Source organism: Streptomyces aurantiacus JA 4570 (genome assembly GCF_000414115.1).
GTDB classification, from domain to species: Bacteria; Actinomycetota; Actinomycetes; order Streptomycetales; family Streptomycetaceae; genus Streptomyces; species Streptomyces aurantiacus_A.
Genome location: NZ_AOPZ01000313.1, coordinates 1 through 22,355, shown reverse-complemented (window position 1 = coordinate 22,355; position 22,355 = coordinate 1). Strand labels below are relative to the sequence as shown.

At 72.7% G+C, this 22,355-nt stretch carries 16 protein-coding genes and 1 pseudogene; 7 read left to right on the top strand and 10 right to left on the bottom strand.

What is annotated here, in order from left to right:
- Positions 1-20: 20 nt before the first annotated feature.
- From STRAU_RS27290 to rsmI, 4 genes are all read right to left on the bottom strand, one after another.
- On the bottom strand, positions 21-1,535 hold the full coding sequence (locus STRAU_RS27290) for a resuscitation-promoting factor (protein WP_016643632.1): 1,515 nt from the start codon (positions 1,533-1,535) through the stop codon (positions 21-23).
- A gap of 172 nt (positions 1,536-1,707) precedes the next feature.
- The gene (locus STRAU_RS27285) at positions 1,708-2,577 is read right to left on the bottom strand and encodes a TatD family hydrolase (protein WP_016643631.1); all 870 of its coding nucleotides are present in this window, start codon (positions 2,575-2,577) and stop codon (positions 1,708-1,710) included.
- A gap of 129 nt (positions 2,578-2,706) precedes the next feature.
- A complete protein-coding gene (locus STRAU_RS27280) occupies positions 2,707-3,165 on the bottom strand; it encodes a hypothetical protein (RefSeq protein WP_016643630.1) in 459 nt (152 codons plus the stop codon).
- A 292-nt stretch (positions 3,166-3,457) separates the two neighbouring features.
- Entirely contained in the window at positions 3,458-4,354 is an 897-nt protein-coding gene (gene rsmI, locus STRAU_RS27275; protein WP_016643629.1) for a 16S rRNA (cytidine(1402)-2'-O)-methyltransferase, read from the bottom strand.
- 62 nt (positions 4,355-4,416) lie between these two features.
- Here rsmI and STRAU_RS27270 point away from each other — a divergent pair, with 62 nt between their 5' ends.
- The 4 genes from STRAU_RS27270 (at position 4,417) to STRAU_RS27255 (ending at position 10,824) form a co-directional block, all read left to right on the top strand.
- Complete coding sequence (locus tag STRAU_RS27270) at positions 4,417-6,159, top strand: dolichyl-phosphate-mannose--protein mannosyltransferase (RefSeq protein WP_037662236.1); 1,743 nt, start codon at positions 4,417-4,419, stop codon at positions 6,157-6,159.
- 100 nt (positions 6,160-6,259) lie between these two features.
- Positions 6,260-7,888, top strand: a complete 1,629-nt coding sequence (locus tag STRAU_RS27265; RefSeq protein WP_016643626.1) for a penicillin-binding transpeptidase domain-containing protein — start codon at positions 6,260-6,262, stop codon at positions 7,886-7,888.
- A 143-nt stretch (positions 7,889-8,031) separates the two neighbouring features.
- Positions 8,032-9,720 (top strand): penicillin-binding transpeptidase domain-containing protein, encoded by a 1,689-nt coding sequence (locus tag STRAU_RS27260; RefSeq protein ID WP_052029305.1) that lies wholly within the window; start codon positions 8,032-8,034, stop codon positions 9,718-9,720.
- A gap of 252 nt (positions 9,721-9,972) precedes the next feature.
- On the top strand, positions 9,973-10,824 hold the full coding sequence (locus STRAU_RS27255) for a DMT family transporter (protein ID WP_016643623.1): 852 nt from the start codon (positions 9,973-9,975) through the stop codon (positions 10,822-10,824).
- A gap of 99 nt (positions 10,825-10,923) precedes the next feature.
- On the opposite strand, the gene STRAU_RS27250 is transcribed toward STRAU_RS27255, so the two are convergent.
- The 4 genes from STRAU_RS27250 to STRAU_RS27235 are packed head-to-tail and all read right to left on the bottom strand — an operon-like array spanning position 10,924 to position 14,829.
- Positions 10,924-12,120 (bottom strand): serine hydrolase domain-containing protein, encoded by a 1,197-nt coding sequence (locus STRAU_RS27250; protein WP_037662241.1) that lies wholly within the window; start codon positions 12,118-12,120, stop codon positions 10,924-10,926.
- 36 nt (positions 12,121-12,156) lie between these two features.
- Positions 12,157-12,936 carry an energy-coupling factor ABC transporter ATP-binding protein gene (locus STRAU_RS27245; RefSeq protein WP_016643621.1) on the bottom strand — a complete coding sequence of 260 codons (780 nt, stop codon included), beginning with the start codon at positions 12,934-12,936 and terminating at the stop codon, positions 12,157-12,159.
- Positions 12,921-13,685, bottom strand: coding sequence for a cobalt ECF transporter T component CbiQ (cbiQ, locus tag STRAU_RS27240; RefSeq protein ID WP_016643620.1), 765 nt, complete (start codon positions 13,683-13,685; stop codon positions 12,921-12,923). Before cbiQ ends, STRAU_RS27245 begins: the two co-directional genes overlap by 16 nt.
- Before the next feature lies 1 nt (position 13,686).
- Entirely contained in the window at positions 13,687-14,829 is a 1,143-nt protein-coding gene (locus STRAU_RS27235) for an energy-coupling factor ABC transporter permease (protein WP_016643619.1), read from the bottom strand.
- 236 nt (positions 14,830-15,065) lie between these two features.
- Here STRAU_RS27235 and STRAU_RS27230 point away from each other — a divergent pair, with 236 nt between their 5' ends.
- Positions 15,066-15,410: an SsgA family sporulation/cell division regulator gene (locus STRAU_RS27230; RefSeq protein ID WP_016643618.1), complete on the top strand. Its 345-nt coding sequence runs from the start codon at positions 15,066-15,068 to the stop codon at positions 15,408-15,410.
- A 1-nt stretch (position 15,411) separates the two neighbouring features.
- Here STRAU_RS27230 and STRAU_RS27225 read toward each other — a convergent pair.
- Both STRAU_RS27225 and STRAU_RS27220 read right to left on the bottom strand, forming a co-directional pair.
- A pseudogene (locus STRAU_RS27225) lies at positions 15,412-17,645 on the bottom strand (MMPL family transporter).
- 128 nt (positions 17,646-17,773) lie between these two features.
- Positions 17,774-18,367, bottom strand: a complete 594-nt coding sequence (locus tag STRAU_RS27220; protein ID WP_016643615.1) for a TetR/AcrR family transcriptional regulator — start codon at positions 18,365-18,367, stop codon at positions 17,774-17,776.
- Positions 18,368-18,628: 261 nt separating this feature from the next.
- Here STRAU_RS27220 and STRAU_RS27215 point away from each other — a divergent pair, with 261 nt between their 5' ends.
- Both STRAU_RS27215 and STRAU_RS27210 read left to right on the top strand, forming a co-directional pair.
- Positions 18,629-21,910, top strand: a complete 3,282-nt coding sequence (locus tag STRAU_RS27215) for a S41 family peptidase (protein ID WP_016643614.1) — start codon at positions 18,629-18,631, stop codon at positions 21,908-21,910.
- Positions 21,911-21,987: 77 nt separating this feature from the next.
- Positions 21,988-22,224 (top strand): hypothetical protein, encoded by a 237-nt coding sequence (locus tag STRAU_RS27210; protein WP_037662232.1) that lies wholly within the window; start codon positions 21,988-21,990, stop codon positions 22,222-22,224.
- The last annotated feature ends 131 nt before the right edge of the window (positions 22,225-22,355 follow it).

The following is a 22,355-nucleotide window of genomic DNA, read 5'->3' as shown; positions in this document are numbered from 1 at the left end:
ATCCGCCGCGGAGCGGCGGGTCAGAGACGCCCCCCGCAGTGGGGCCAAGGACTGGCGCCCCGCTGGACGTACAGCTTCTTGGCGCGGAGCGTCTGTTCGGCGGCGGGGGCGTCCTGGGGGCGCCCGGAGCCGCCGAGCGCCTGCCAGGTCCGGGTGTCGAACTGGTAGAGCCCGCCGTACGTACCGGAGGGATCCACCGCGTTGGCGCGCCCACCCGACTCACAGGCGGCCAGCGCCCCCCAGTTGCGCCCCTCGGCCCCGGCGACGGCGGTCGGCTGGACCTTCGTGCCGACCTTCACGATCCGCGGCTGCGGCTCCCGCACCACCTCGCTCCGCAACCGCTTCGGCTTCTGCCGCACGCCGTTGACGATGCGTACCGAGTACGTGATCCGCCGCGCGCCCGCGCGCCCTGCCTGCTCCACGACCTCCGTGCCGCGCGGCAGCGAGGCGTCCTCGGTCTTGCGCACCGTGTACGGGATCGGCTCCTCCCGCACCTCCTTGCGGCCGGAGATCCGCATGACGGTGACGGTCTGCCCGTCGCGCGGGAAGCTGGCGGGCGGCACGGACGTCGTGTCGGAGCCGCGCAGGGTCACGCCGGACTCCTCGACGGCCTCGCCGACGGTCGCGGCGTTCGTACGGATGGTGCGGGCCCGCCCGTCGGCCATGATCGTCACGGTGCGCTCGGTGCGGACGTCGAGGTCGAGCCCCTCGCGGGCGATGCGCTTGCCGCGCGAGGTCGAGAGGTAGGCGCCCTCGGCGCGCACGCCGAGCTGGCGCAGCGCGCCGTCCACGGTGCGGGCCGTCGTCCACACCTGGCGGCGCTGGCCGTCGAGGGTGAGCCGGACGGGCCGCCCGTAGCGGACGGCGATCTCGTCGCCGCTGGCCAGGGCGGTGGTGGCGGTGGGCGCGACGATGTCGTGCGCGCCGACGTCCACGCCCTCGTCGGCGAGGAGTTCACCCACGTCGTCGGCGAAGGTGTGCAGGGTGCGGGACCTGCCGTCGACGCTGAGCTGGACGGCCTTGTCGTTGGCGACGAAGGCGGAGGTGCCGCCCGCGAGGAAGGCGACGACGAGGGCCTGCGGAAGGAGCCTGCGCAGGCCGTCGGGCCGCTGGGCGGTCCGCCGGCGCCGCGCGGCCCGCCGCGCCCCGGCCCGCCCCTCGTCGCGCGGCCCGCCCTGCTGCCGGGGCAGCGACGCCCGCTCCCCGGACGCCGTCTCCGCCTCCGCCGTCGACGCGGGCTCCCACGCCGTCCCGCCCTCCGCCCGGCCGTCCCCGGCGAACCCGTCCCCGCCGAACGCGTCGGGTGTGAACACCCGCGTGGGCAGCTCGTCCACGGAGGCGCCGCCCGCGCCGTACGCCTGCGTCGGCACGCCGTTCCCGGCGAATCCCCGGGTCCGGTCGTCCTCGTATCCGTACGCGGGCCCATGGGCGTCGTACGCGTCATACGGGTCGTACGCGTCGTACGACCCGTACGGCTCGCGCGGCGGCGCGTACTGCGGCTGCTGCTCATACGTCTCGTACTGCGGTTTGCTCACGACGACGCTCCAGCGACAAGTGACCACTGACAAGCCAGGTGCAGACCGGCCCAGTGCGGATCGGCTTGCAGAACCTAGCGGAGGCGCCGTCACTCTCCAAAGCAGGGTGACTACTCTGTGTCGCGGTGCTGACCCAAGCTGTCAGCCGCGGGAAGGCTTCGGTCGTTATCGATCAGTAATCAAAGGCGCGGGCCGTGTTCGAGGAGATCGCCGCGGCCATGGCGTCCTCGTCGATGCCGCGCACCTCGGCCATCGCGCGCAGCGTGACCGGAATGAGATAGGGGGCATTGGGCCGTCCGCGGTACGGGGCGGGTGTCAGGAAGGGCGCGTCGGTCTCGACGAGGACGAGTTCGAGGGGCGCGACGGCCAGCGAGTCGCGCAGCGGCTGGGCGTTCTTGAAGGTGACGTTTCCCGCGAAGGACATGAAGTAGCCCTGTTCCGCGCAGAGTTGGGCCATCGCCGCGTCGCCGGAGTAGCAGTGGAAGACGGTGCGCTCGGGCGCGCCCTCCTCCTTCAGGACGCGTAGCACATCTTCGTGGGCCTCCCGGTCGTGGATGACCAGGGCCTTGCCGTGCCGCTTGGCGATCTCGATGTGCGCGCGGAAGGAGCGCTCCTGGGCCGCCTTGCCCTCGGGGCCCGTGCGGAAGTAGTCGAGGCCGGTCTCGCCGACGCCCTTGACGTGCGGCAGGGCGGCGAGGGCGTCGATCTCGGCGAGCGCCTCGTCGAGGGCCGCGTCGCCGCCGGCCGGCCGCGCGCCCTGGCGGGACCAGCCGTCGGGGTCGCCGTGCACGATGCGCGGGGCCTCGTTGGGGTGCAGGGCCACTGTCGCGTGCACGGGGGCGTGGGCGGCCGCCGTCTCGGCCGCCCAGCGGGAGCCCGCGATGTCGCAGCCGACCTGCACGACGGTGGTCACGCCCACGGTGGCGGCCCGCGCCAGGGCCTCCTCGACGGTGCCGGACTGCATGTCCAGGTGGGTGTGGGAGTCGGCGACGGGCACGCGCAGCGGCGTGGGCGGTGGGGGCGGGGTCGTGTCGGCAGGCATGTGTCGATCGTACGAAGCCCTGCGGGGCCTTCCCCAATCCCACCCCTTCCCGTAACCAGGGGGCTCCGCCCCCTGGACCCCCTTTCGGGAAGGGGCGGGGTTGGGGAAGCCCCCGGCAGGGCCCCGACCTCAGCCAGCCTTGCGGTGGAACGGGTGCAGCAGGTCCGAGAGGTGCCAGTGGTGGGCGGGCTTGTGGCCGGGGGCCTCGCCGGGGGCGTCGGCCTCGGCGTCCGGGCCGTTCGGGCCCACCGGGGGGCCCGCGATGGACTGGGACGGGCGGGGCGCGTGCCCAGGGCGCTGCTGGTGCAGGGACTCGAGCGCCGACCGCACGGAGGACACCTGACCGGCCCGCATGATCCGCACCACGTGCCCACCGCAGTTCAGGCAGGTGGGCCGGGTCAGCGGCGACGGCACGTGGTGGCCGTCCGCCAGGTACATCACGAATTCCTGGCCCTTGGCGTCGACGTGGTGCTCGATTTCGTAGGTCTGCTCCCAGCCGTGCCCGCACCGCATGCAGGCGAAGGCATAGGACTCTTCAACGACCTTGGCAGCCGTGGTGCGGTGACCGGTGTCTGCGATCTCACTCATGCCAGCTCCTCTTGTCCGCTGGACAAGCGCCGCCGTCCGGTGTCTTTCCGGACCCGGTCCGGCAGCGTGGGACGGGTGCGTCCCCTTCACCCAGTGGACGCCTTTCCCAGAGCGAGCGCATCAGACCTGTCGAGTGTTGGACCCGATTTGGCAGTCCCATGGAAAAACAGCCTGGTGCGCGGCCCGCGCTTTGCTTTTCACCATAGTCCTTTGCCTGCCGATGGGCTCCTTCACGCCCCTGAGCGCCGGGCCCGTGCGCCTGCGCCCCGGCACGCTCCGGGCTCGCTCCGGGCTACGCCCCGCCCGCCGCGTTCTTCGCCGCCACCACCGCGTCGAACACCTCCCGCTTGGGCAGCCCCACCTCGGCCGCGACCGCCGCGATGGCCTCCTTTCGCCGCTCCCCCGCCTCCTCGCGCACCCGCACCCGGCGCACCAGTTCGTCCGGGCCGAGCTCCCCGGGGTCCTTGTCCGGGGCGCCCGCGACCACGACCGTGATCTCGCCGCGTACGTCGCCGGGCGCCGCCCACTCCGCGAGCTCCTTCAGCGAACCGCGGCGGACTTCCTCGTACGTCTTCGTCAGCTCCCGGCACACCGCGGCCCGGCGCTCGTCGCCGAACGCCTCCGCCATCGCGGCGAGGGTGTCGTCCAGGCGGCGCGGCGACTCGAAGTACACGAGCGTGCGCCGCTCCTCGGCCGCCTCGCGCAGCCGCGAGAGCCGCTCGCCCGCCTTGCGCGGCAGGAAGCCCTCGAAGCAGAAGCGGTCCACGGGCAGGCCGGAGAGCGCGAGGGCGGTCAGGACGGCGGAGGGCCCGGGCACCGCCGTGACGCGGATGTCGCGCTCGACGGCGGCGGCCACCAGGCGGTAGCCGGGGTCGGACACCGACGGCATGCCCGCGTCCGTCACCAGGAGGACCCGCGCCCCGCCCGCGAGCGCCTCGACCAGCTCGGGCGTGCGCGCCGCCTCGTTGCCCTCGAAGTACGACACGACCCGGCCGCCCACCTGCACGCCGAGGGCCTGCGTGAGCCGGCGCAGCCTGCGGGTGTCCTCGGCGGCGACCACGTCGGCGCCGGCCAGTTCGGCGGCGAGCCGGGGCGGGGCGTCCGCGACGTCGCCGATGGGGGTGCCCGCGAGGACGAGGGTGCCGGGGCCCGCCGCGGGGCTCGGGGGTGAATCTGCGCTTCCTGTCACGGATCCATCCTCGCAGGGGCCGGGCGCGGGACTGTCACAGTCAGGTTCCCTACGATGGCGCGGTGACCAGTACCGCGTCTTCCCCGGAGACCCGCCAGGGCCGGCCAGCCGAGGAGCAGCAGCCGTCGTCGTGGCAGCACAGGCTGCGCCGCTTCGGCCACGCGGCGCAGCGCAGAGGCGATGTCCGGACGCGGCTCGTGCCGCCGTACGCCCGCCCGGGCAACCGGCTGTGGGCGGCCCTCGGGGTGCCCCGGCAGGTGTCGGAGCCGCTGGTGCGGTGGTCCGGCTGGCTCGGGCCGCTGGGGGTCGCGCTGGTGGCGGGGGTGCTGCGGTTCTGGAATCTCGGCAGCCCGAAGGCCGTGATATTCGACGAGACGTACTACGCCAAGGACGCCTGGGCCCTCATCCACAAGGGCTATGAGCTGAGTTGGCCGGACAAGATCAACGACGAGGTCGTCAAGCAGGGCGGCGACGTCGCGCTGCCCACGGATCCCTCGTACGTCGTGCATCCGCCGGTCGGCAAGTACGTGATCGGTGTCGGCGAGTGGCTGTTCGGCCTCGACCCGTTCGGCTGGCGGTTCATGACGGCGGTGCTCGGCACGCTGTCGGTGCTCATGCTGTGCCGGATCGGGCGGCGGCTCTTCCGGTCGACGTTCCTCGGCTGTCTGGCGGGCGCGCTGCTCACCGTGGACGGCCTGCACTTCGTGATGAGCCGCACCGCGCTGCTCGACCAGGTCCTGATGTTCTTCGTGCTCGCGGCGTTCGGCTGCTTCCTGGTCGACCGGGACAAGGCGCGCGCGAAACTCGCGGCGGCGCTGCCGGTGGACGCCGACGGCATCGCGCGGCCGGACGCGTACGTCGCGGAGACGCTGCGCATCGGGTGGCGGCCGTGGCGCTGGGCGGCCGGGCTCTGTCTCGGTCTGGCCTTCGCCACGAAGTGGAACGGCCTCTACATCATGGTGTTCTTCTGCCTGATGACCGTGTTGTGGGACGCGGGCGCGCGGCGCGTGGCGGGCGCGTACCGGCCGTACCTGGCGGCGCTGAAGCGGGACGTCCTTCCGGCGTTCGTGACGACGGTGCCGGTCGCGATCGGCACCTACCTGCTGTCCTGGCTCGGCTGGATCCTCTCGCCGAGCGACGGCACCGGCGGCTACTACCGCGACTGGGCGGCGACCGCGGGCAAGGGCGGCGGCTGGACCTGGCTGCCGGACTGGCTGCGCAGCCTGTGGCACTACGAGAACAAGGTCTACGACTTCCACGTCGGCCTGTCCTCGCCGCACACCTACCAGTCCAACCCGTGGAGCTGGATCGTCGACGGCCGCCCCGTCTCGTACTTCTACGAGTCGCCGCCGCCCGGCCAGGACGGCTGTCCCGCCGACACCAAGGAGAAGTGCGCGCGCGAGGTGCTCGCGCTCGGCACGCCGCTGCTCTGGTGGGCGGCGGCCTTCGCGCTGCTCTATGTCCTGTGGCGCTGGTTCTTCCGCAGGGACTGGCGGGCGGGCGCGATCGTGTGCGGCGTCGCGGCGGGCTATCTGCCGTGGTTCATGTACCAGGAACGGACGATCTTCTATTTCTACGCCGTGGTGTTCGTGCCGTTCCTGTGTCTGGCGCTCGCGATGCTGATCGGGGCCGTTCTGGGGCCGCCGGGATCCTCGGAACGGCGCCGGGTGATCGGCGCCGCGGCCTCGGGCGTCCTGGTTCTGCTGATCTTCTGGAATTTCATTTACTTCTGGCCGATCTATACCGGCCAGGCGATCCCGATCGATTCCTGGCGTTCCAGAATGTGGCTCGATACCTGGGTTTGAAGGCGATAAACGGACACCTTCGGATAACAGCCGACCCATCCGGCCCTTTGCTCCCGGGCGCCCTCTTAGGGTTGTGGCATTCCTGGGGAGGGAGCGCTTGATGCGCAAGGGAGCGAAGGCCGCTCTTGTCGGCGGGGTGTTCGCCGTCATGGTGGGGGGCGCCGGATATGGCGCGTACAACGTCGTCAATGCGGTGAACGGCGGCGGATCGTCGTCGGATTCCGGGGCGCGCGAGAGCGGTCCGCCGTCGCGGGACGAGGTCCGGGAGACGGCACGGGAGTTCCTCGCGGCGTGGGCGAAGGGCGACGCGGACGGCGCGGCGGCGCACACCGACAACGCGGTGGCCGCCGCCGAGGCCCTGACCAGGTTCCGCGAGGACGCGCACATCCGGAAGGTCGAGCTGACGGCGGGCCGGATCAGCGGGACGCGGGTGCCGTTCACGGTGCGCGCCACGGTGGCGTACGAGGGGAAGAGCAAGCCGCTGCGGTACGCGTCCGCCTTCGATGTCGTACGCGGTGTCAGCACCGGGCGGGCCCTGGTCGACTGGCAGGCGTCCGTGCTGCACCCGGAGCTCAGGCGCGGCGACAGTCTGCGGACGGGCGAGGCGGCGGCCCCGCCGATCGAGGCCGTCGACCGGAACGGCGCGGTCCTGACCGGGAAGAGGTACCCGTCGCTCGCGCCTGTCCTGGAGCAACTCCGCGCGAAGTTCGGCGAGCAGGCGGGCGGGAGGCCGGGCATCGAGCTGTACGTGCGGCGCGCCGACGAGGCGGCGGGCACGAAGACGCTGCTGACGCTCGCGAAGGGGCGGGCCGGGAAGCTGCCGACGACGCTGAGCGCGGCGGCGCAGCGTGCCGCGGAGGACGCGGTGGCCCGGCACCCCGAGTCGTCGGTGGTCGCGGTCAGGCCGAGCAGCGGCGAGGTGCTCGCGGTCGCCAACCACCGCGCGGACCGGTTCAACGCGGCCTTCGAGGGCAAGCTGGCGCCCGGCTCGACGATGAAGATCGTGACGGCGGCGATGCTCATCGACAAGGGCGTCACGAAGGCGTCCGGGCCCGCGCCGTGCACCCCGGAGGCGACCTGGCAGAGCCAGACCTTCCACAACCTGAAGGGCATGGCGCCGGACCGGGGCGCGACGCTCGCGGACAGCTTCGCGCGCTCCTGCAACACGGCGTTCGTGAAGCTGGTCGACGAGAAGCCGCTCACGGACGCGTCACTGACCGAGGAGGCGGAGACCAACTTCGGCCTGGGCAGGGACGACTGGCGGACCGGCATCACCTCGTCGGACGGCTCGGTGCCCGCCTCGGCCGGCCCTGACCGCGCCGCCAACGCCATCGGCCAGGGCCAGGTGCAGCTCAACCCGCTGACCCTGGCGTCGGTGACGGCGACGGCCATGACGGGCGACTTCCGCCAGCCCGTCCTCGTACCGAGGAAGCTCATCGACGGCGAACCGGCCACCGCGCGCGGCCTGTCCCCGGGCACGGTCGCCCAGCTGCGGCAGATGATGCGGCGCACGGCGATCGCGGGGACGGGCGCGAAGGCGATGGCGGGGCTCGGCGGCGACATCGGGGCGAAGACGGGGTCGGCTGAGGTCGACGGCCAGACGAAGCCCAACAGCTGGTTCGCGGGCTACCGCGGGGACATGGCGGTGGCCGCGATGGCCCAGCAGGGCGGGCACGGCGGGGACACCGCGGGGCCGATCGTCGCGGCGGTGCTGCGCGCGGGCGGATGACGCGCGCGTGACAGGCGGGTGAGAACCCGGACGACCGGTCGCCCGGCGGGCGAGGCCGTGGTCAACGGGGTGCGCGGGTGCCGCTAGGTTGGGCCTCGCGGTGAGGCAGTGCCGCGGGGGCAGAGGGGAACAGCGGAGGATTCGTGGGTAACAGGAGACGCGCGACCGAGCGCAAGAAGGTGCATCCGGGCGTGCTCGGCGGCGCCGCGGTGGCCATCGTGTGCGGCGTGGGGGTCGCCGCGTACGCGGTCGTCGGGGACGGCGGCGCCGGTGGCGGGAAGTCCGACGGGAAGTCGGTGGCCACGGGCCCGCCGACGGCCGCCGAAGTGCGCGCCACCACGCGGGCGTTCCTCGCCGCGTGGGAGAAGGGCGACGTGGCCGCCGCGGCGGCGCTGACGGACGACCGGAAGCGGGCCCGCGCGGCGCTCACGGCGTACCGCGAGGAGGCGCGGATCGCCGAGGTGGTCCTGACGCCCGGCAAGGCGGCGACCCGCAAGAGCGCGAAGGTGCCGTTCAAGGCCGCGGCCGTGGTCTCGTTCGAGGGAAAAACCAAGCCGTACGCGTACGACTCCGCGCTGACCGTGGTACGCCGCGCGGCCGACGGCAAGGTCCTCGTGTCCTGGGCGCCGTCCGTCGTCCACCCCGAACTGCGGCCCGGCGACCGCCTGGTCACGGGCGAGGCGGGCGACCCGCCGATCAGGGCCGTGGACCGGGACGGGGGCGCGCTGACGGCCGCCAAGTACCCCTCGCTCGGCACGGTCCTCGACGGGCTGCGCGAGAAGTACGGCAAGAAGGCGGGCGGCAAGGCGGGCGTGGAGCTGCGGGTGGTCCGCGCGGACACCAAGTCCGCCGAGGGCCCGTCGGCGAAGAAGAGCGACGCGAAGGACACTCCCGACAAGACGCTCCTGGCCCTCTCCCCCGGCACCCCGGGCACGCTGAAGACGACGATCAGCGCGCGCACGCAGGCGAAGGCGGAGAAGGAGACGGCGAAGCGCAAGCGCGCCTCGGTCGTGGTGGTCAAGCCGTCCACCGGCGAGATCCTCGCCGTCGCCAACTCCGAACCCACCGGCTTCAACACGGCCCTCCAGGGCTCGCTCGCGCCCGGCTCCACGATGAAGGTCATCACCGCCTCGATGCTCCTGGAGAAGGACCTGGCGGGCGTCGACAAGAAGCACCCCTGCCCGAAGTACGAGACGTACGGCGGCTGGAAGTTCCAGAACGACAACAAGTTCCAGATCAAGGGCGGTACTTTCCGGGCGAGCTTCGCGCGGTCCTGCAACACGGCCTTCATCACCCAGGCCAAGAAGCTGTCGAACGACGACCTGACGAAGCAGGCCCAGGAAGTGTTCGGTCTCGGCCGCGACAACTGGTCGATCGGCGTCGCGTCGTTCGACGGCGCGGTGCCGGTGCAGTCGGACGCGCAGATGGCGGCCTCGCTCATCGGCCAGGGCGGGGTGCGGATGAACCCGCTGAACATGGCGTCGGTCGCGGCCACCGTGAAGTCCGGCACGTTCCGGCAGCCGTACCTGGTCTCGCCCGACCTGGACGACCGCGCGCTGGCGCGGGCCCCGCGCAAGATGTCCGGCAGGACGGCGTCGGCGCTGCGCGAACTCATGCACTACACGGGCGTGGCCGGCACCGCCGCCAAGCCCATGGCGGGCCTCGGCTCCGACTCCGGCGCGAAGACCGGCTCCGCGGAGGTCGACGGCCAGAAGAAGCCCAACGGCTGGTTCACCGCATACCGCGGCGACGTGGCCGCGGCGGCGGTGGTGCAGGCCGGGGGCCATGGCGGGGAGGCGGCGGGGCCGGTGGTGCGGCGGATGCTGCAATAGCAGCAGCTCGGCGTTACTGAGGGCATCGCAGCCCGTCCGGCCTGGGGTGGGGTGTTTCAGCCCGTCCGGCGTTTGAGGACGAGGTTTGAGGACGAGGCCCGTAGGGCCGACAGCGGGGGCCCGGGGGCGGCAGCCCCCGGACCTCGCCCCGGTTCCAGCCACCCCCGCCACTCGCGTGGCATACACACGCACCACTAGCGTGCAGCGCATGCGCACTACAGACAACGCAGCGGGCCCCGCCGGACCCGCTCAGTGACCCCGCTCGTAGCGGGGGCCGTCCTGCTCGCCGCCGTCACGCACGCGAGCTGGAACGCCATCGCCCACCACATCACCGACAAGCTCGTCGGCTTCACCCTCATATCCGGCGGCGGCCTCCTCATCGGCCTCGCCATGGCCCCCTTCGCCCCGTTCCCCGCCGCCGGGGCCTGGCCCTACCTCCTCCTCTCCGCCGTCCTGCACGTCGCCTACATGGCCCTGCTCATGCGGTCGTTCCGCCTCGGCGACTTCGGGCAGGCGTATCCGATCGCGCGCGGCAGCGCCCCGCTCGTCGTGACCCTGCTGGCCGCCGTGTTCGCCGGTGAGGTGCCCGGCGGGTGGCAGGCCGCGGGGGTCGCCGTCTGCTCGGCCGGGCTCACCGGGCTCGCGCTCTGGGGCATCCGGGGGTCCGGGCGGCGGCCCGACTGGGCGGCGATCGGGGCCGCGCTCGCCACCGGCGTCTCCATCGCGGCGTACACCGTCGTGGACGGGCTCGGCGTGCGTGCCTCCGGCACGTCCGTCGGCTACATCGCCTGGCTGATGGTGCTCGAAGGGATCGCCGTGCCCGTGTACGCCGCGTGGCGGTGGCGGGGGGAACTCGGCTCCCGGCTGCGGCCGTTCGCCGTCGTCGGGCTGCTCGGTGCGGCGCTGTCCGTCGCGGCGTACGGGCTCGTCCTCTGGGCCCAGACGCGGGCCGAGCTCGCTCCGATCTCCGCCCTCCGCGAGTCCTCGATCATCGTCGGGGCCGGGATCGGGGCGGTGTTCTTCAAGGAGCGGTTCGGGTTGTCGCGGATGGTGGCGGCGGGGGTGATGGTTGCGGGGATCGGCTTGATGCTGCATGCGGGGTGAGGCCCTGCGGGGCTTTCCCCAAGCCCACCCCTTCCCGAAACTGGGGGCTCCGCCCCCAGACCTCAAACGCCGGACGGGCTAAAACGTTGCCGCACCGGGCTACGCAGCCGCGACCCGCACCGCACGGACCAGTGCCTGCGCCCGCGCATCCGCCGTAACCCCCCTCCCCATCCCGTTGGTCACATAGCCGAAGGCGAGCCCGGACTCCGGGTCGGCGAAGGCGAGGGTGCCGCCGCGGCCGGGGTGGCCGAAGGACGTGGGGCCGAGGAGGGGGGACGCGGCGCCGTGGAGCATGTAGCCGAGGCCGAGGCGGGTGGCCACGACCAGGACGCGGTCGGGCCCGGCGGACGCCTCGGTGCGGGCGAGGGCGAGGGTGGACGGGGTGAACAGCCTCGCGCCGCCGTCGACTTCGCCGATGAGGGCGGCGTAGAAGCGGGCGAGGGCCCCGGCGGTGGCGACGCCGTTGGAGGCGGGCAGGACGGCCGAGTGGTAGGCGGCGGAGTTCTCGTCGGGGAAGGGGGAGACGACGTCGAAGGCCCGCCGGGTGAGGGACGCCGGGTCCCGGTAGGCCGCGGCCACCTGCGGCTTGGGCCGCGTACGGAGCCCCGCCGCCGCGGGCGCCGCGGGCTCGGCGAGCCGCCCGAGCCGCCCCACCCGCCCCGCCTCGGACGCGGGCAGCCCGATCCACAGATCGAGGCCGAGCGGCCCGGCGATCTCGTCGGCGACGACGTCCCGGACGGAACGCCCGGTGACGCGCCGCACCAGCTCGCCCGTCAGCCAGCTGTACGTGTGCGCGTGGTAGCCGTGGTCCGTCCCCGGCTCCCAGAACGGCGCCTGCGCGGCGACCGCGGCGGCGGCCACGTCGGGGTCGAGGGCCTGCTCGGGCGTCAGCGGGCGGTCGAGCGCGGGCACCCCGGCCCGGTGCGCGAGGACGTGGCGTACGAGCACCCGGTCCTTGCCGTACGCCTTGAACTCCGGCCAGTACGCCCCGACCGGGGCGTCCAGGTCGAGTTCGCCGCGCTGGTGGAGGAGGAGCAGGACGGCCGCGGCGACGCCCTTGGTCGCCGAGCGCACGACCTGCGCGGTGCCCCGCTCCCAGGGCGCGGCACCACCCGTCGCGCCGGCACCGTCGAAGTCCCTCGTCCCGCCCCACAGGTCCACCACCGGCCGCCCGTCCCGGTACACCACGACCCCGGCGCCCCGCTCGCCCAGCGCGGTGAAGTTCCGTGCGAAGGCGTCCCGCACCGGCTCGAACCCTTCGGCCACCGTGCCGTGCACCACCACGTCAGCGTTCATGTACCGCACAACCGCCGCTCGCCGCCGAAGATTCCATTACACCTTCCCCCGCACCGACTTCGGATCGAAGCCGAAGGGGAGTTCCAGGCGGTGGCTGCTCATCAGGTTCCCGTCCGCGAGGAGGTCGCCGGTGGGGCCGTCCGCGGCGATCACGCCCTCGCTGAGGACGAGCGCGCGCGGGCAGAGTTCCAGGGCGTACGGCAGATCGTGCGTGACCATGAGGACGGTGACGTCCAACGAGCGCAGGATGTCGGCGAGTTCGCGGCGCGAGGCAGGGTCGAGGTTCGAGGACGGTTCGTCCAGGACCAGGATCTCCGGTTCCATCGCCAGGACGGTGGCCACCGCGACCCGGCGCCGTTGGCCGAAGGAGAGGTGGTGCGGCGGGCGGTCCGCGTACTCCTCCATCCCCACCTGGCCCAGCGCCTTCCGTACCCGCGCCTCCAGCTCCGGCCCGCGCATCCCTGCCGCCGCCGGGCCGAACGCCACGTCCTCGCGCACCGTCGGCATGAAGAGCTGGTCGTCGGGGTCCTGGAAGACGATGCCGACCTTGCGGCGGATCTCCGCCATGTGCCGCTTGCCGACGGGCAGTCCGGCGACGGTGACGGTCCCGGCGCCCGCGGTGAGGATGCCGTTCAGGTGCAGGACGAGGGTGGTCTTGCCCGCGCCGTTGGGCCCGAGCAGCGCGACGCGTTCGCCGCGGTCGATGCGCAGGTCCACGCCGAACAGGGCCTGGTGGCCGTCGGGGTAGGCGTACGCGAGGCCGGCGACCTCCAGGGAAGCGGAGGCGGGTGGTGCGCAAGTCACGACAGGGTCCATCCCAACAGGCAGACGGCGAGGGCGGAAAGGGGCAGGGCGAGGGCGCCCGACCACTGGGCGCGGGACGCGGTCACCTCGTCGATGACCGGCATCGACCCCGCGTAGCCCCGGCTGACCATGGCGAGGTGCACGCGCTCGCCGCGTTCGTAGGAGCGGATGAACAGCGCGCCCGCCGATTTGGCGAGCACGCCCCAGTGGCGCACGCCGCGCGCCTCGAAGCCGCGGGACTCGCGCGCGATCTTCATGCGCCGCATCTCGTCCGTGACGACGTCGCCGTACCGGATCATGAAGGAGGCGATCTGCACGAGGAGCGGCGGCAGCCTCAACCGCTGGAGCCCGAGGAGCAGTTCGCGCAGGTCGGTGGTGGCGGCCAGGAGGACGGACGCGGCCACCCCCAGCGTGCCCTTGGCCAGGACGTTCCACGCGCCCCACAGGCCGTGCACGCTCAGCGACATCCCGAGCACCTCGGTCCGCTCGCCCTCGGCCACGAACGGCAGGAGCAGCGCGAACGCCACGAACGGGACCTCGATCAGGAGGCGCTTCAGCCAGAACAGCGGCGGCACGCGGGCCGCGTACGCCACCGCGGCGAGCAGCAGCGCGTACGCGGCGAACGCCCACATCGCCTCGCGCGGCGTGGACACCACCACGACGACGAAGCAGAAGACGGCGGTGAGTTTGGTGTGCGGGGGCAGGGCGTGCACCGGGGACCGGCCGTGGCGGTACAGACGGTGGGCGTGGCCGGCACCCATGTCAGGCGTTCTCCGCGGGTGCGGTCGCGGAGGCGGTCGGCGCGGAGGCGGTCGCGGACGTGCTCGGCGCGGAGCCGGTGTCCACGGTGACCGACGCGGGGCCGCTGTCCGTGCCGTCCGTGGCCCGCCGCCGCCGGACCGCCCAGAACACCGCGCTGCCCGCGACCACCGTCACGCCGACGCCGATGACGCCCGCGAGGCCGCCGGACAGGCGGGCGTCGGTGATGTCCTTGACGCCGTAGTCCGCGAGCGGCGAGTCCGCGGCGCCGTGCTCCTTCTCGCCCTTGTCGAAGCCCTTGTCGTGGGCGACCTTCTCCAGGCCGTCGGGGTCCTGGGACGCGTAGAAGGAGACGAAGCCCGCGAGGACGAGGGAGGCGGCCAGGCCCGCGGCCCACAGCTTGCGGTGCGAGCGGGCCGCGGCGGCGGGGGCCGGGGTCGTGTCCGGCGTCGCGGGCGCGTCGATCAGTTCGCCGCCGACGCGCAGCTTGAACGGCGCGGTCAGGCCGTGCGCGCCGTGCACCAGGTCGGGGCGGACGGCGAGGACCGCGCCGACCGTGAGCGCGGTGATGGCGGCCTCGCCGATGCCGATCAGGACGTGGACGCCGATCATGGCCGTGGCGACCTTGCCGAGCGACACCTCCGTGGTGCCGCCGACGGCGTAGACGAGGGTGAAGGCGGCGGCCGCGGCCGGTACGGAGACGAGCGCGGCCGTGAACGCGGCGGCGGTCACCGAGCGGCGGCCGCGCGGCAGCACCTTCGCCAGGCCGCGGAAGACCGCGTACGCCACGACGGTCGTCACGACCGCCATGACCGTGATGTTCACGCCGAGCGCGGTCAGGCCGCCGTCGGCGAAGAGCAGGCCCTGCATGAGCAGGACGACGGAGACGCAGAGCACTCCGGTGAAGGGGCCCACGAGTATCGCGGCCAGCGCGCCGCCGAGCAGATGGCCGCTGGTCCCGGCCGCCACGGGGAAGTTGAGCATCTGCACGGCGAAGATGAAGGCCGCGACGAGCCCGGCGAGCGGCGCCGTGCGTTCGTCCAGCTCACGCCGTGCGCCACGCAGGCTCACGGCGACGGCACCGGCGGCCACGGCACCGGCGGCGACGGAAACGGGCGCATTGATGAAGCCATCGGGGACATGCATGCGCGTGCTCCTGGAAAGGCGCATGTCGTGGGCGTGGGGAGGCACCCACGACGAGAGCGGATCGCTCCGAGCGGGTCGCTCGTGAACTTTTCAATGATGGGCGTTGTTGCGAATCGCTTGCAAGAGCGGCCCGACAACGATCGGGCGCCACCCCACCCCGTGTGCCATATACGTACATATGGGACATTGGAGGAGAAGCCGCTATCCGTGGGCCGGAACGACTACGAGGAGTCACCATGTCCGCAGTCGAGCAGTTCACCCGGGCCCACCTGGTCACCGACGCCCCTGATGAGCACGTCGTCGTCCCCGTCGCGCTGCGCTACGACCCGGAGGCCGACCCGCACTCGGTGCGGGTCGGCCTCCCCGGGTCCCACGACGACTGGGTGTTCACCCGTGAGTTCCTCGAACAGGGGCTACGGGCGCCGACGGAGAGCGGCGACGTCAGCATCTGGCCCTGCGGACGGGTCCAGACGGTACTGGAGTTCCACTCGCCCCAGGGCGTGACGGTCGTGCAGTTCGACGCCTCGGCGCTGATCCGCTTCCTGCGCCGTACGTACACGGCCGCCCCTGTGCCCCACTGACTCAGACGCGTACGAGCTCGCGGTCCTCGTCCGGCTCGCCGTCCTTGTCGGCCGCGGCGCGCAGCCCCTCGCCCTCGACGTCCACGTTCGGCAGCGCGCGGTCCAGCCACTTCGGCAGCCACCAGGCCCGGCGGCCGAGCAGCGCGAGCACGGCCGGGACCAGCGCCATGCGCACGATGAACGCGTCGAAGAAGACGGCGATCGCGAGCCCGAAGCCGATCATCTTGACCATCTGCTCGCTGGAGCCGATGAACCCGGCGAACACCGCGATCATGATGACCGCCGCCGCGGACACGACCCGCGCCCCGTGCCTGAAGCCGGTGACGATCGCCTCGTGCGGGCTCTCGCCGTGGACGTACGCCTCCCGCATCCGGGTCACGAGGAACACCTCGTAGTCCATCGCCAGGCCGAAGACCACGCCCACCATGAAGATCGGCATCATGCTCATGATCGGCCGAACAGCGAGCCGAGCCAGCCCCACTGGAACACCGCGACCACGGCGCCGAGCGCGGCGAGCACCGAGAGCAGGAAGCCGAGCGCCGCCTTGAGCGGGACCAGGACCGAGCGGAAGACGACGATCAGGAGCAGGAACGCGAGGCCCACGACCAGCGCGAGGTACGGCAGCAGCGCGTCGTTGAGCTTCTGCGAGACGTCGATGTTCATGGCCGTGGTGCCGGTGACCATGACGTCGGCGCCGCTGTCCGCCTTGACGGTCTTCGCCTCGTCGCGGATCGCGTGCACCAGGTTCTCGGTCTCGGTGCCGCTGGGCTTGGAGGACGGCACGACGCTGATGATCGCGGTGTCGCCCGCCTTGTCGAACTGCGGCGGGCCGGCGGACAGCACGTCGTCCAGGCCCGCGATCTTCTTCTGTACGGCGGCCGCCGCACCCTTCGCGTCGTCGACGCCCTTGAGGTCGGTGACCGTCATCAGCGGTCCGTTGAAGCCGGGGCCGAAGCCGTCGGCGATCAGGTCGTACGCCTTGCGCTGGGTCGTGGACGTGGGCTGCGCGCCGTCGTCGGGCAGGCCGAGTTCGAGCCCCGAGACCGGCACGGCGGCGGCGCCGAGGCCGAGGACGCCGAGCAGCAGGACGGCGACGGGGCGGCGGACCACGAAGCGGGCCCAGCGGGTGCCGAGGTTCTCCTTGGCGGGGGCGGCCTGGGCCACCGGGGCGTCCGTACCGGACTTCTTGCGTCCGCCGAGCAGCCTGCCCTTCTCCCCCGTCGGCTTGACCTTCCTGCCCGCGTACCCGAGCAGCGCCGGGATCATGGTGAGCGCGATCAGGACGGCGATGGCGACCGTGCCCGCCGCCGCGACACCCATCTTGGTGAGCATCGGGATGTTCACGACCGCCAGGCCGACGAGGGCGATCACGACGGTCAGCCCGGCGAAGACGACGGCCGACCCGGCCGTGCCGACGGCGCGGCCCGCCGCGTCCTCCCGCTCCCGGCCCTCCGCGAGTTCGGCGCGGTACCGGGAGACGATGAACAGCGCGTAGTCGATGCCGACGGCGAGCCCGATCATCATCGCGAGCGTCGACGTGGTCGTACCGAGGTCGAGCGCGCTGGCCAGCGCGGTGATCGAGGAGACTCCGATGCCCACGCCGATCAGCGCGGTCAGCAGCGGAAGCCCGGCCGCGACGAGCGAGCCGAAGGTGATGACGAGGACCACGGCCGCGACGGCTATGCCGATGATCTCGGTGGCGCCGGTGTGCGGCATGGCCTGCAGCGCGTCACCGCCGACCTCGACGGTCATGCCGTCGCCGCGGGCGTCGTCGGTGGTCTTCTCCAGCGCGTCCCGGCTGTCGTCGGTCAGCTCCATGGAGGTGACCTTGTACGTCACGGAGGCGTAGGCCGTCGTGCCGTCCTCGGAGACCGCCTTGACGTGGGGGGCGAACGGGTCGGCGGCCGAGGCGACCTGGTCCGAGCCGGACTTGAGCTCGCCGACGGTCTTTTGGATCTCGGCCTTGTTCGCCGGGTCGGTGACCTTCTCGCCGTCCGGCGCCTTGAAGACGACGCGGGCGCTCGCGCCGTCGGCGCTCGCCTCGGGCGCGCGCTGCTCAAGCAGGTCGAACGCCTTCTGGGCCTCCGTCCCCGGAATGGAGAAGGAGCTGGACGCGGCGGTGGGCGCGGACGCCGCGCCGACTCCGGCGAGGGTCAGCAGCGCCACCCAGATCAGGGCGACGAAGTGCCGTCGCCGGAAGGCCAGTCGGCCTAGTTTGTACAGGAATGTGGCCACGGGCAGTGCTCCCGGTCGGGTCGTGGTGGCTGAGGGCTGAGGTCTTCCGGGCAGGGGGGATCGGCCCGACGACGTGAGCGGGTTCGCCAGAAGCAACGGCGCTGGTGCTGCGGGGAGTTGAAGGCTGGTCAGACGCCGAGGGCGGGGAGGATCACGGCGTCGATGTAGCTGCGGAGGAACTCCTGGTCCGCGGGGCGTTCTTCGATGATCTCCCGGGCGGCGAACCCGCCGACCAGCATGTGGATGACGTACTCGAGCGCGGGGTTGTCCGCGGCGATCTCACCGCGCGCGACGGCGCGGCGAAGCAGCTCGTTGAGGCCGGTGAGCTCCGGCTCGATGAGCAGATCCCGCAGCGCGCGGTGGAGTTCGGGGTTGTCGTGGATGGCGTGGAAGAGGCCCCGCATCAGCGCGGCGTCCTCCTCCATGCGGCAGTCGTCGGAGCGGGCGACCATCGCCTCGAAGTCGCCGCGCAGCGAACCCGTGTCGATGTCCGCCATGGACACGGGCTTGTTGTGCCTGAGGGCCCGCGCGACCAGTTCCGGCTTGCCGCCCCACTGGCGGTAGAGCGTGGCCTTGCTGGAGCGGGTGCGGGCGGCGACGGCGTCCATCGTGAGGCCCTCGTACCCGACTTCGCGGAGCAGGTCGAGGACGGCCTCGTACAGCTCCGCCTCACGCTCGGGCGAGATCCGGCTGCGCCGCGGCGACGTCGCCACTTCACCCATGCTCCGGCCCCTTCCCGAGTCACCACTGATCTGCCGAGTACTCTACGCGGCCCTCTAACGAAACGAAACGGTTTCGTACGTGTCTCGCGCCACACCGACCAACCGCCCGGCGCTTGAGGACGAGGCCCACCCCCCAGCCCGTCCGGCGTTTGAGGACGAGGCTCCGGCGTTTGAGGACGAGGCCCGAAGGGCCAACAAAGGGGGAAAGGGGCGAAGCCCCATAAGTTGCCGCGTCCGACGGCACGGAAAAGCATGGGGAGGGTGACTCAGGCGTACCTCCGATTCCCCCACGTAAGCGGCGACAGCCTCTGCTTCGTCGCCGAGGACGACGTATGGGTGGCCCCGCTCACAGCGGAGGGCACCCGACCAGGCCGCGCCTGGCGCATCACGGCCGACCGCACCAAAGTGGGGCACCCCCGCTTCTCCCCCGACGGCAGTCACATCGCGTACACGAGCTGGCGCAGCCTGGACCCGGAGATCCACCTGGCCCCGGTGGCCGGCGGCTCCGCGCGCCGCCTCACCTACTGGGGCTCCACAGACACCCGCGTCTGCGGCTGGTCGCCCGACGGCCACATCCTGGCCGTGTCCTCGCACGGCCAGCCCTTCTCGCACTTCTGCTGGGCCTACGACGTGCCCACCGACGGCTCCCCCGGCGGCCAGCTGCCCTGGGGCCCGGTCCACCACATCGCCGTCCTGGACGTCGACGGCGACCGCAAGACGCTGCTCCTGACCGGCAAGCCGCCGCACGAACCCGCCGCCTGGAAGCGTTACCGCGGCGGTGCCACCGGCCGCCTGTGGCTGCACGGCGAGCGGCTCCTCGAAGATCTCGACGGGCACCTGGACACGCCCATGTTCGTGGCCGGTCGCATCGCCTTCCTCTCCGACCACGAGGGCGTCGGCAACCTGTACTCCTGCCTGCCCGACGGCACCGACCTGCGCCGCCACACCGACCACGACGCGTTCTACGCCCGGCACGCCGCGAGCGACGGCACCCGCGTCGTCTACCAGTGCGCGGGCGAGATCTGGCTGGTGGACGACCTGGCCGCCGACTCCGTGCCGCGCCGCGTGGACGTCGAGATCGGCGGCCCGCGCGCGGGGCGGCGCACCTACCAGGTGCCGGCCGCCCAGCACGTCGACGCGCTGTCCGTGGACACCACGGGCCGCGCCAGCGCCGTCGTCGTACGCGGCAGCCTGTACTGGCTCACGCACCGCGACGGCCCCGCCCGCACCATCATCGACACCCCGGGGGTGCGGGTGCGGCTGCCGGAGATGCTGGGCACCGGCGGGCAGGTCGCGTACGTCACCGACGCCGAGGGCGAGGACGCGATCGAGATCGCCTATCTGCCGCGGGCCAGCGGCGACCGCGAGCCGCGCAGGCTGGCGAGCGGGCGGCTCGGGCGGGTGCACGAGCTGGTGGCGGCCCCCGACGGCGAGCGGCTCGCCGTCGCCTCGCACGACGGGCGGCTGCTCCTGCTCGACGCGTCGGAGGAGTCGGGCGGCGAGGTCACCGAACTGATCCGGTCCGTCAACGGGCCCGTGCGCGACCTCGCCTTCTCACCGGACGGGGCGTGGCTCACCTGGTCGCACCCGGGCATCGGCAGATCGCTGCGGAAGATCAAACTGGCGCGGATCGAGGGCCCCTGCGCGCGTACGGTCATCGACGTCACCAACGGCCGCTTCGAGGACGAGAACCCGGTCTTCACCCGCGACGGCCGCTATCTCGCCTTCCTCTCCTGGCGCGGCTTCGACCCCGTCTACGACGTGCACACCGGCGACCTGTCCTTCCCGCTGGGCTGTCGCCCCTATCTCGTACCGCTGTCGTCCGCGACGCCCTCGCCCTTCGCGCTGCTCCCCGACGGGCGCCCGGCCGCGGGCGGGCTCGACCCGGACGCGGGTGACGGCGAGGACGGCCCCGGCGACGGGACGGTGACCGTGGAGGCGGAGGGCCTGGAGAGCAGGGTCACGCCTTTCCCGGTGGCGGCCTCGAAGTACTCGGCGCTGCAACCCGTCAGCGGCGGCGGCCTGGTGTGGCTGCGCTGGCCGATCTCGGGCGCGCTCGGCGAGACCTTCGCCAACCCCGCCGACACCTCGGGCCGCCCGACCTTGGAGTACTTCAACATCACCAAGGCCAAGAAGTCCGCCCTCGTCGACCATCTCGACTGGTTCGCGACCAGCGGGGACGGCTCCCGGCTCGTGGTCGTCGACGAGGGCGACCTGCGGGCCGTGCCGTCCACCGAGTCCGGCGACCTCGACACCACCGTCTGGATCGACCTGCGCCGCATTCTGCACGACGTCGACCCGGCCGCCGAGTGGCGGCAGTCCTTCGAGGAGGCGGGCCGCCTCATCCGCGCCTACTTCTGGGAGCCGGGGATGTGCGGCATCGACTGGGACGCGGTGCTCGCCCAGTACCGGCCGCTCGTGGAACGCGTCGCCTCCCCCGACGAGTTCGCCGATCTGCTCCGCGAGGTCCTCGGCGAACTGGGCACCTCGCACGCGTACGTCACCGCCGCGCGGCGCAACGAGGGCCCGCCGCACTACCAGCGGGCGATGGGGCTGCTCGGCGCCAACCTGGTGTGCCGGGACGAGGGCTGGGTGGTCAAGCGGATCCTGCCGGGCGAGTCGTCCGACTCCAAGGCGCGCTCGCCGCTGGCCGGCGCGGGGATCCGGCAGGGCGCCGTGCTCACGCACGTCGACGGACGGCCCGTGGACCCGGTGACGGGCCCCTCTCCGCTGCTCGCGGCGGCGGGCGGCACGACGGTCGAGCTGACCTTCCGGCCCGCCGAGGGGGAAGGCCGCTCCCGGCGGGTCGCCATCGTGCCGCTCATCAACGAGCGGCCGCTGCGGTACCAGGACTGGGTGGCCAAACGGCGTGATGTCGTACGGGAGTTGAGCGGCGGCAAGTGCGGCTATCTGCACATCCCCGACATGGGCGGATCGGGCTGGGCCCAGTTCAACCGGGACCTGCGCCTGGAGATGTCGCTGCCCGCGCTGCTCGTCGACGTACGCGGCAACGCGGGCGGCCACATCAGCGAGCTGGTGGTGGAGAAGCTGACCCGGAAGATCCTCGGCTGGGACCTGACGCGCGACGCCCAGCCGGTTTCGTACGCCTCCAACGCCCCCCGGGGCCCGGTGGTCGCCCTCGCCGACGAGGCGACCTCGTCCGACGGCGACATGATCACCGCGGTGTTCCGGCTGCTCGGGCTCGGGCCCGTGGTCGGGCAGCGGACGTGGGGCGGCGTGGTCGGCATGACCGGGCGGCACGCGCTCGGGGACGGCACGGTCATCACGGTGCCGATGAACGCGGCGTGGTTCGACGAGTACGGGTGGTCCGTGGAGAACCACGGCGTCGAGCCCGACCTCGCGGTGGTCCGGACGCCCCTCGACTGGGCCGAGGGGCGGCACGCGCAGCTCGACGACGCGGTGCGGGTGGCTCTGGACCTCCTTGAGAAGCAGCCCGCCGCGGTGCCGCCGGGGTACTCGGACGTGCCGGACCGGAGGCGGCCGGGGCTGCCGCCGCGCTCCCGCGATACGCAGGGTGATTGATCGAAATGCGGGGTTTGTCCCGTCGTGTTTGTCTGGTCGAGGCCCGATCCCCTCACCCACAACCGGGAGTGAACAGCATGGGCATGAAGGACCAGTTCCAGGACAAGGCCGAGAACCTCCGCAACAAGGCGCAGCAGGCCAAGGGCGGCGCCAAGGACGAGGCGAGCGAGCGCTCCGCGCAGGACCGCGAGCGGGGCCGCGAGCGGGGCCGCGAGCGGGGCCGCGAGCAGGGCCGCCGTGACGAGACGCCGGACGAGGCCCGGCGGGCCGCGCAGGAGGCTCAGGACAAGTTCAACCAGGACTACGACGCGTAGCGTTGCACTGGGCGGAACAGGAGCGGGGCTCAGCCGGAACCTTCCGGGTGAGCCCCGCTTGTTGTTCGCCTCCGGGCCGGTGGGGGTTGCTCTGTCCCACCGCTCCGCGGCGGGATTTCCCCACCCGCCCG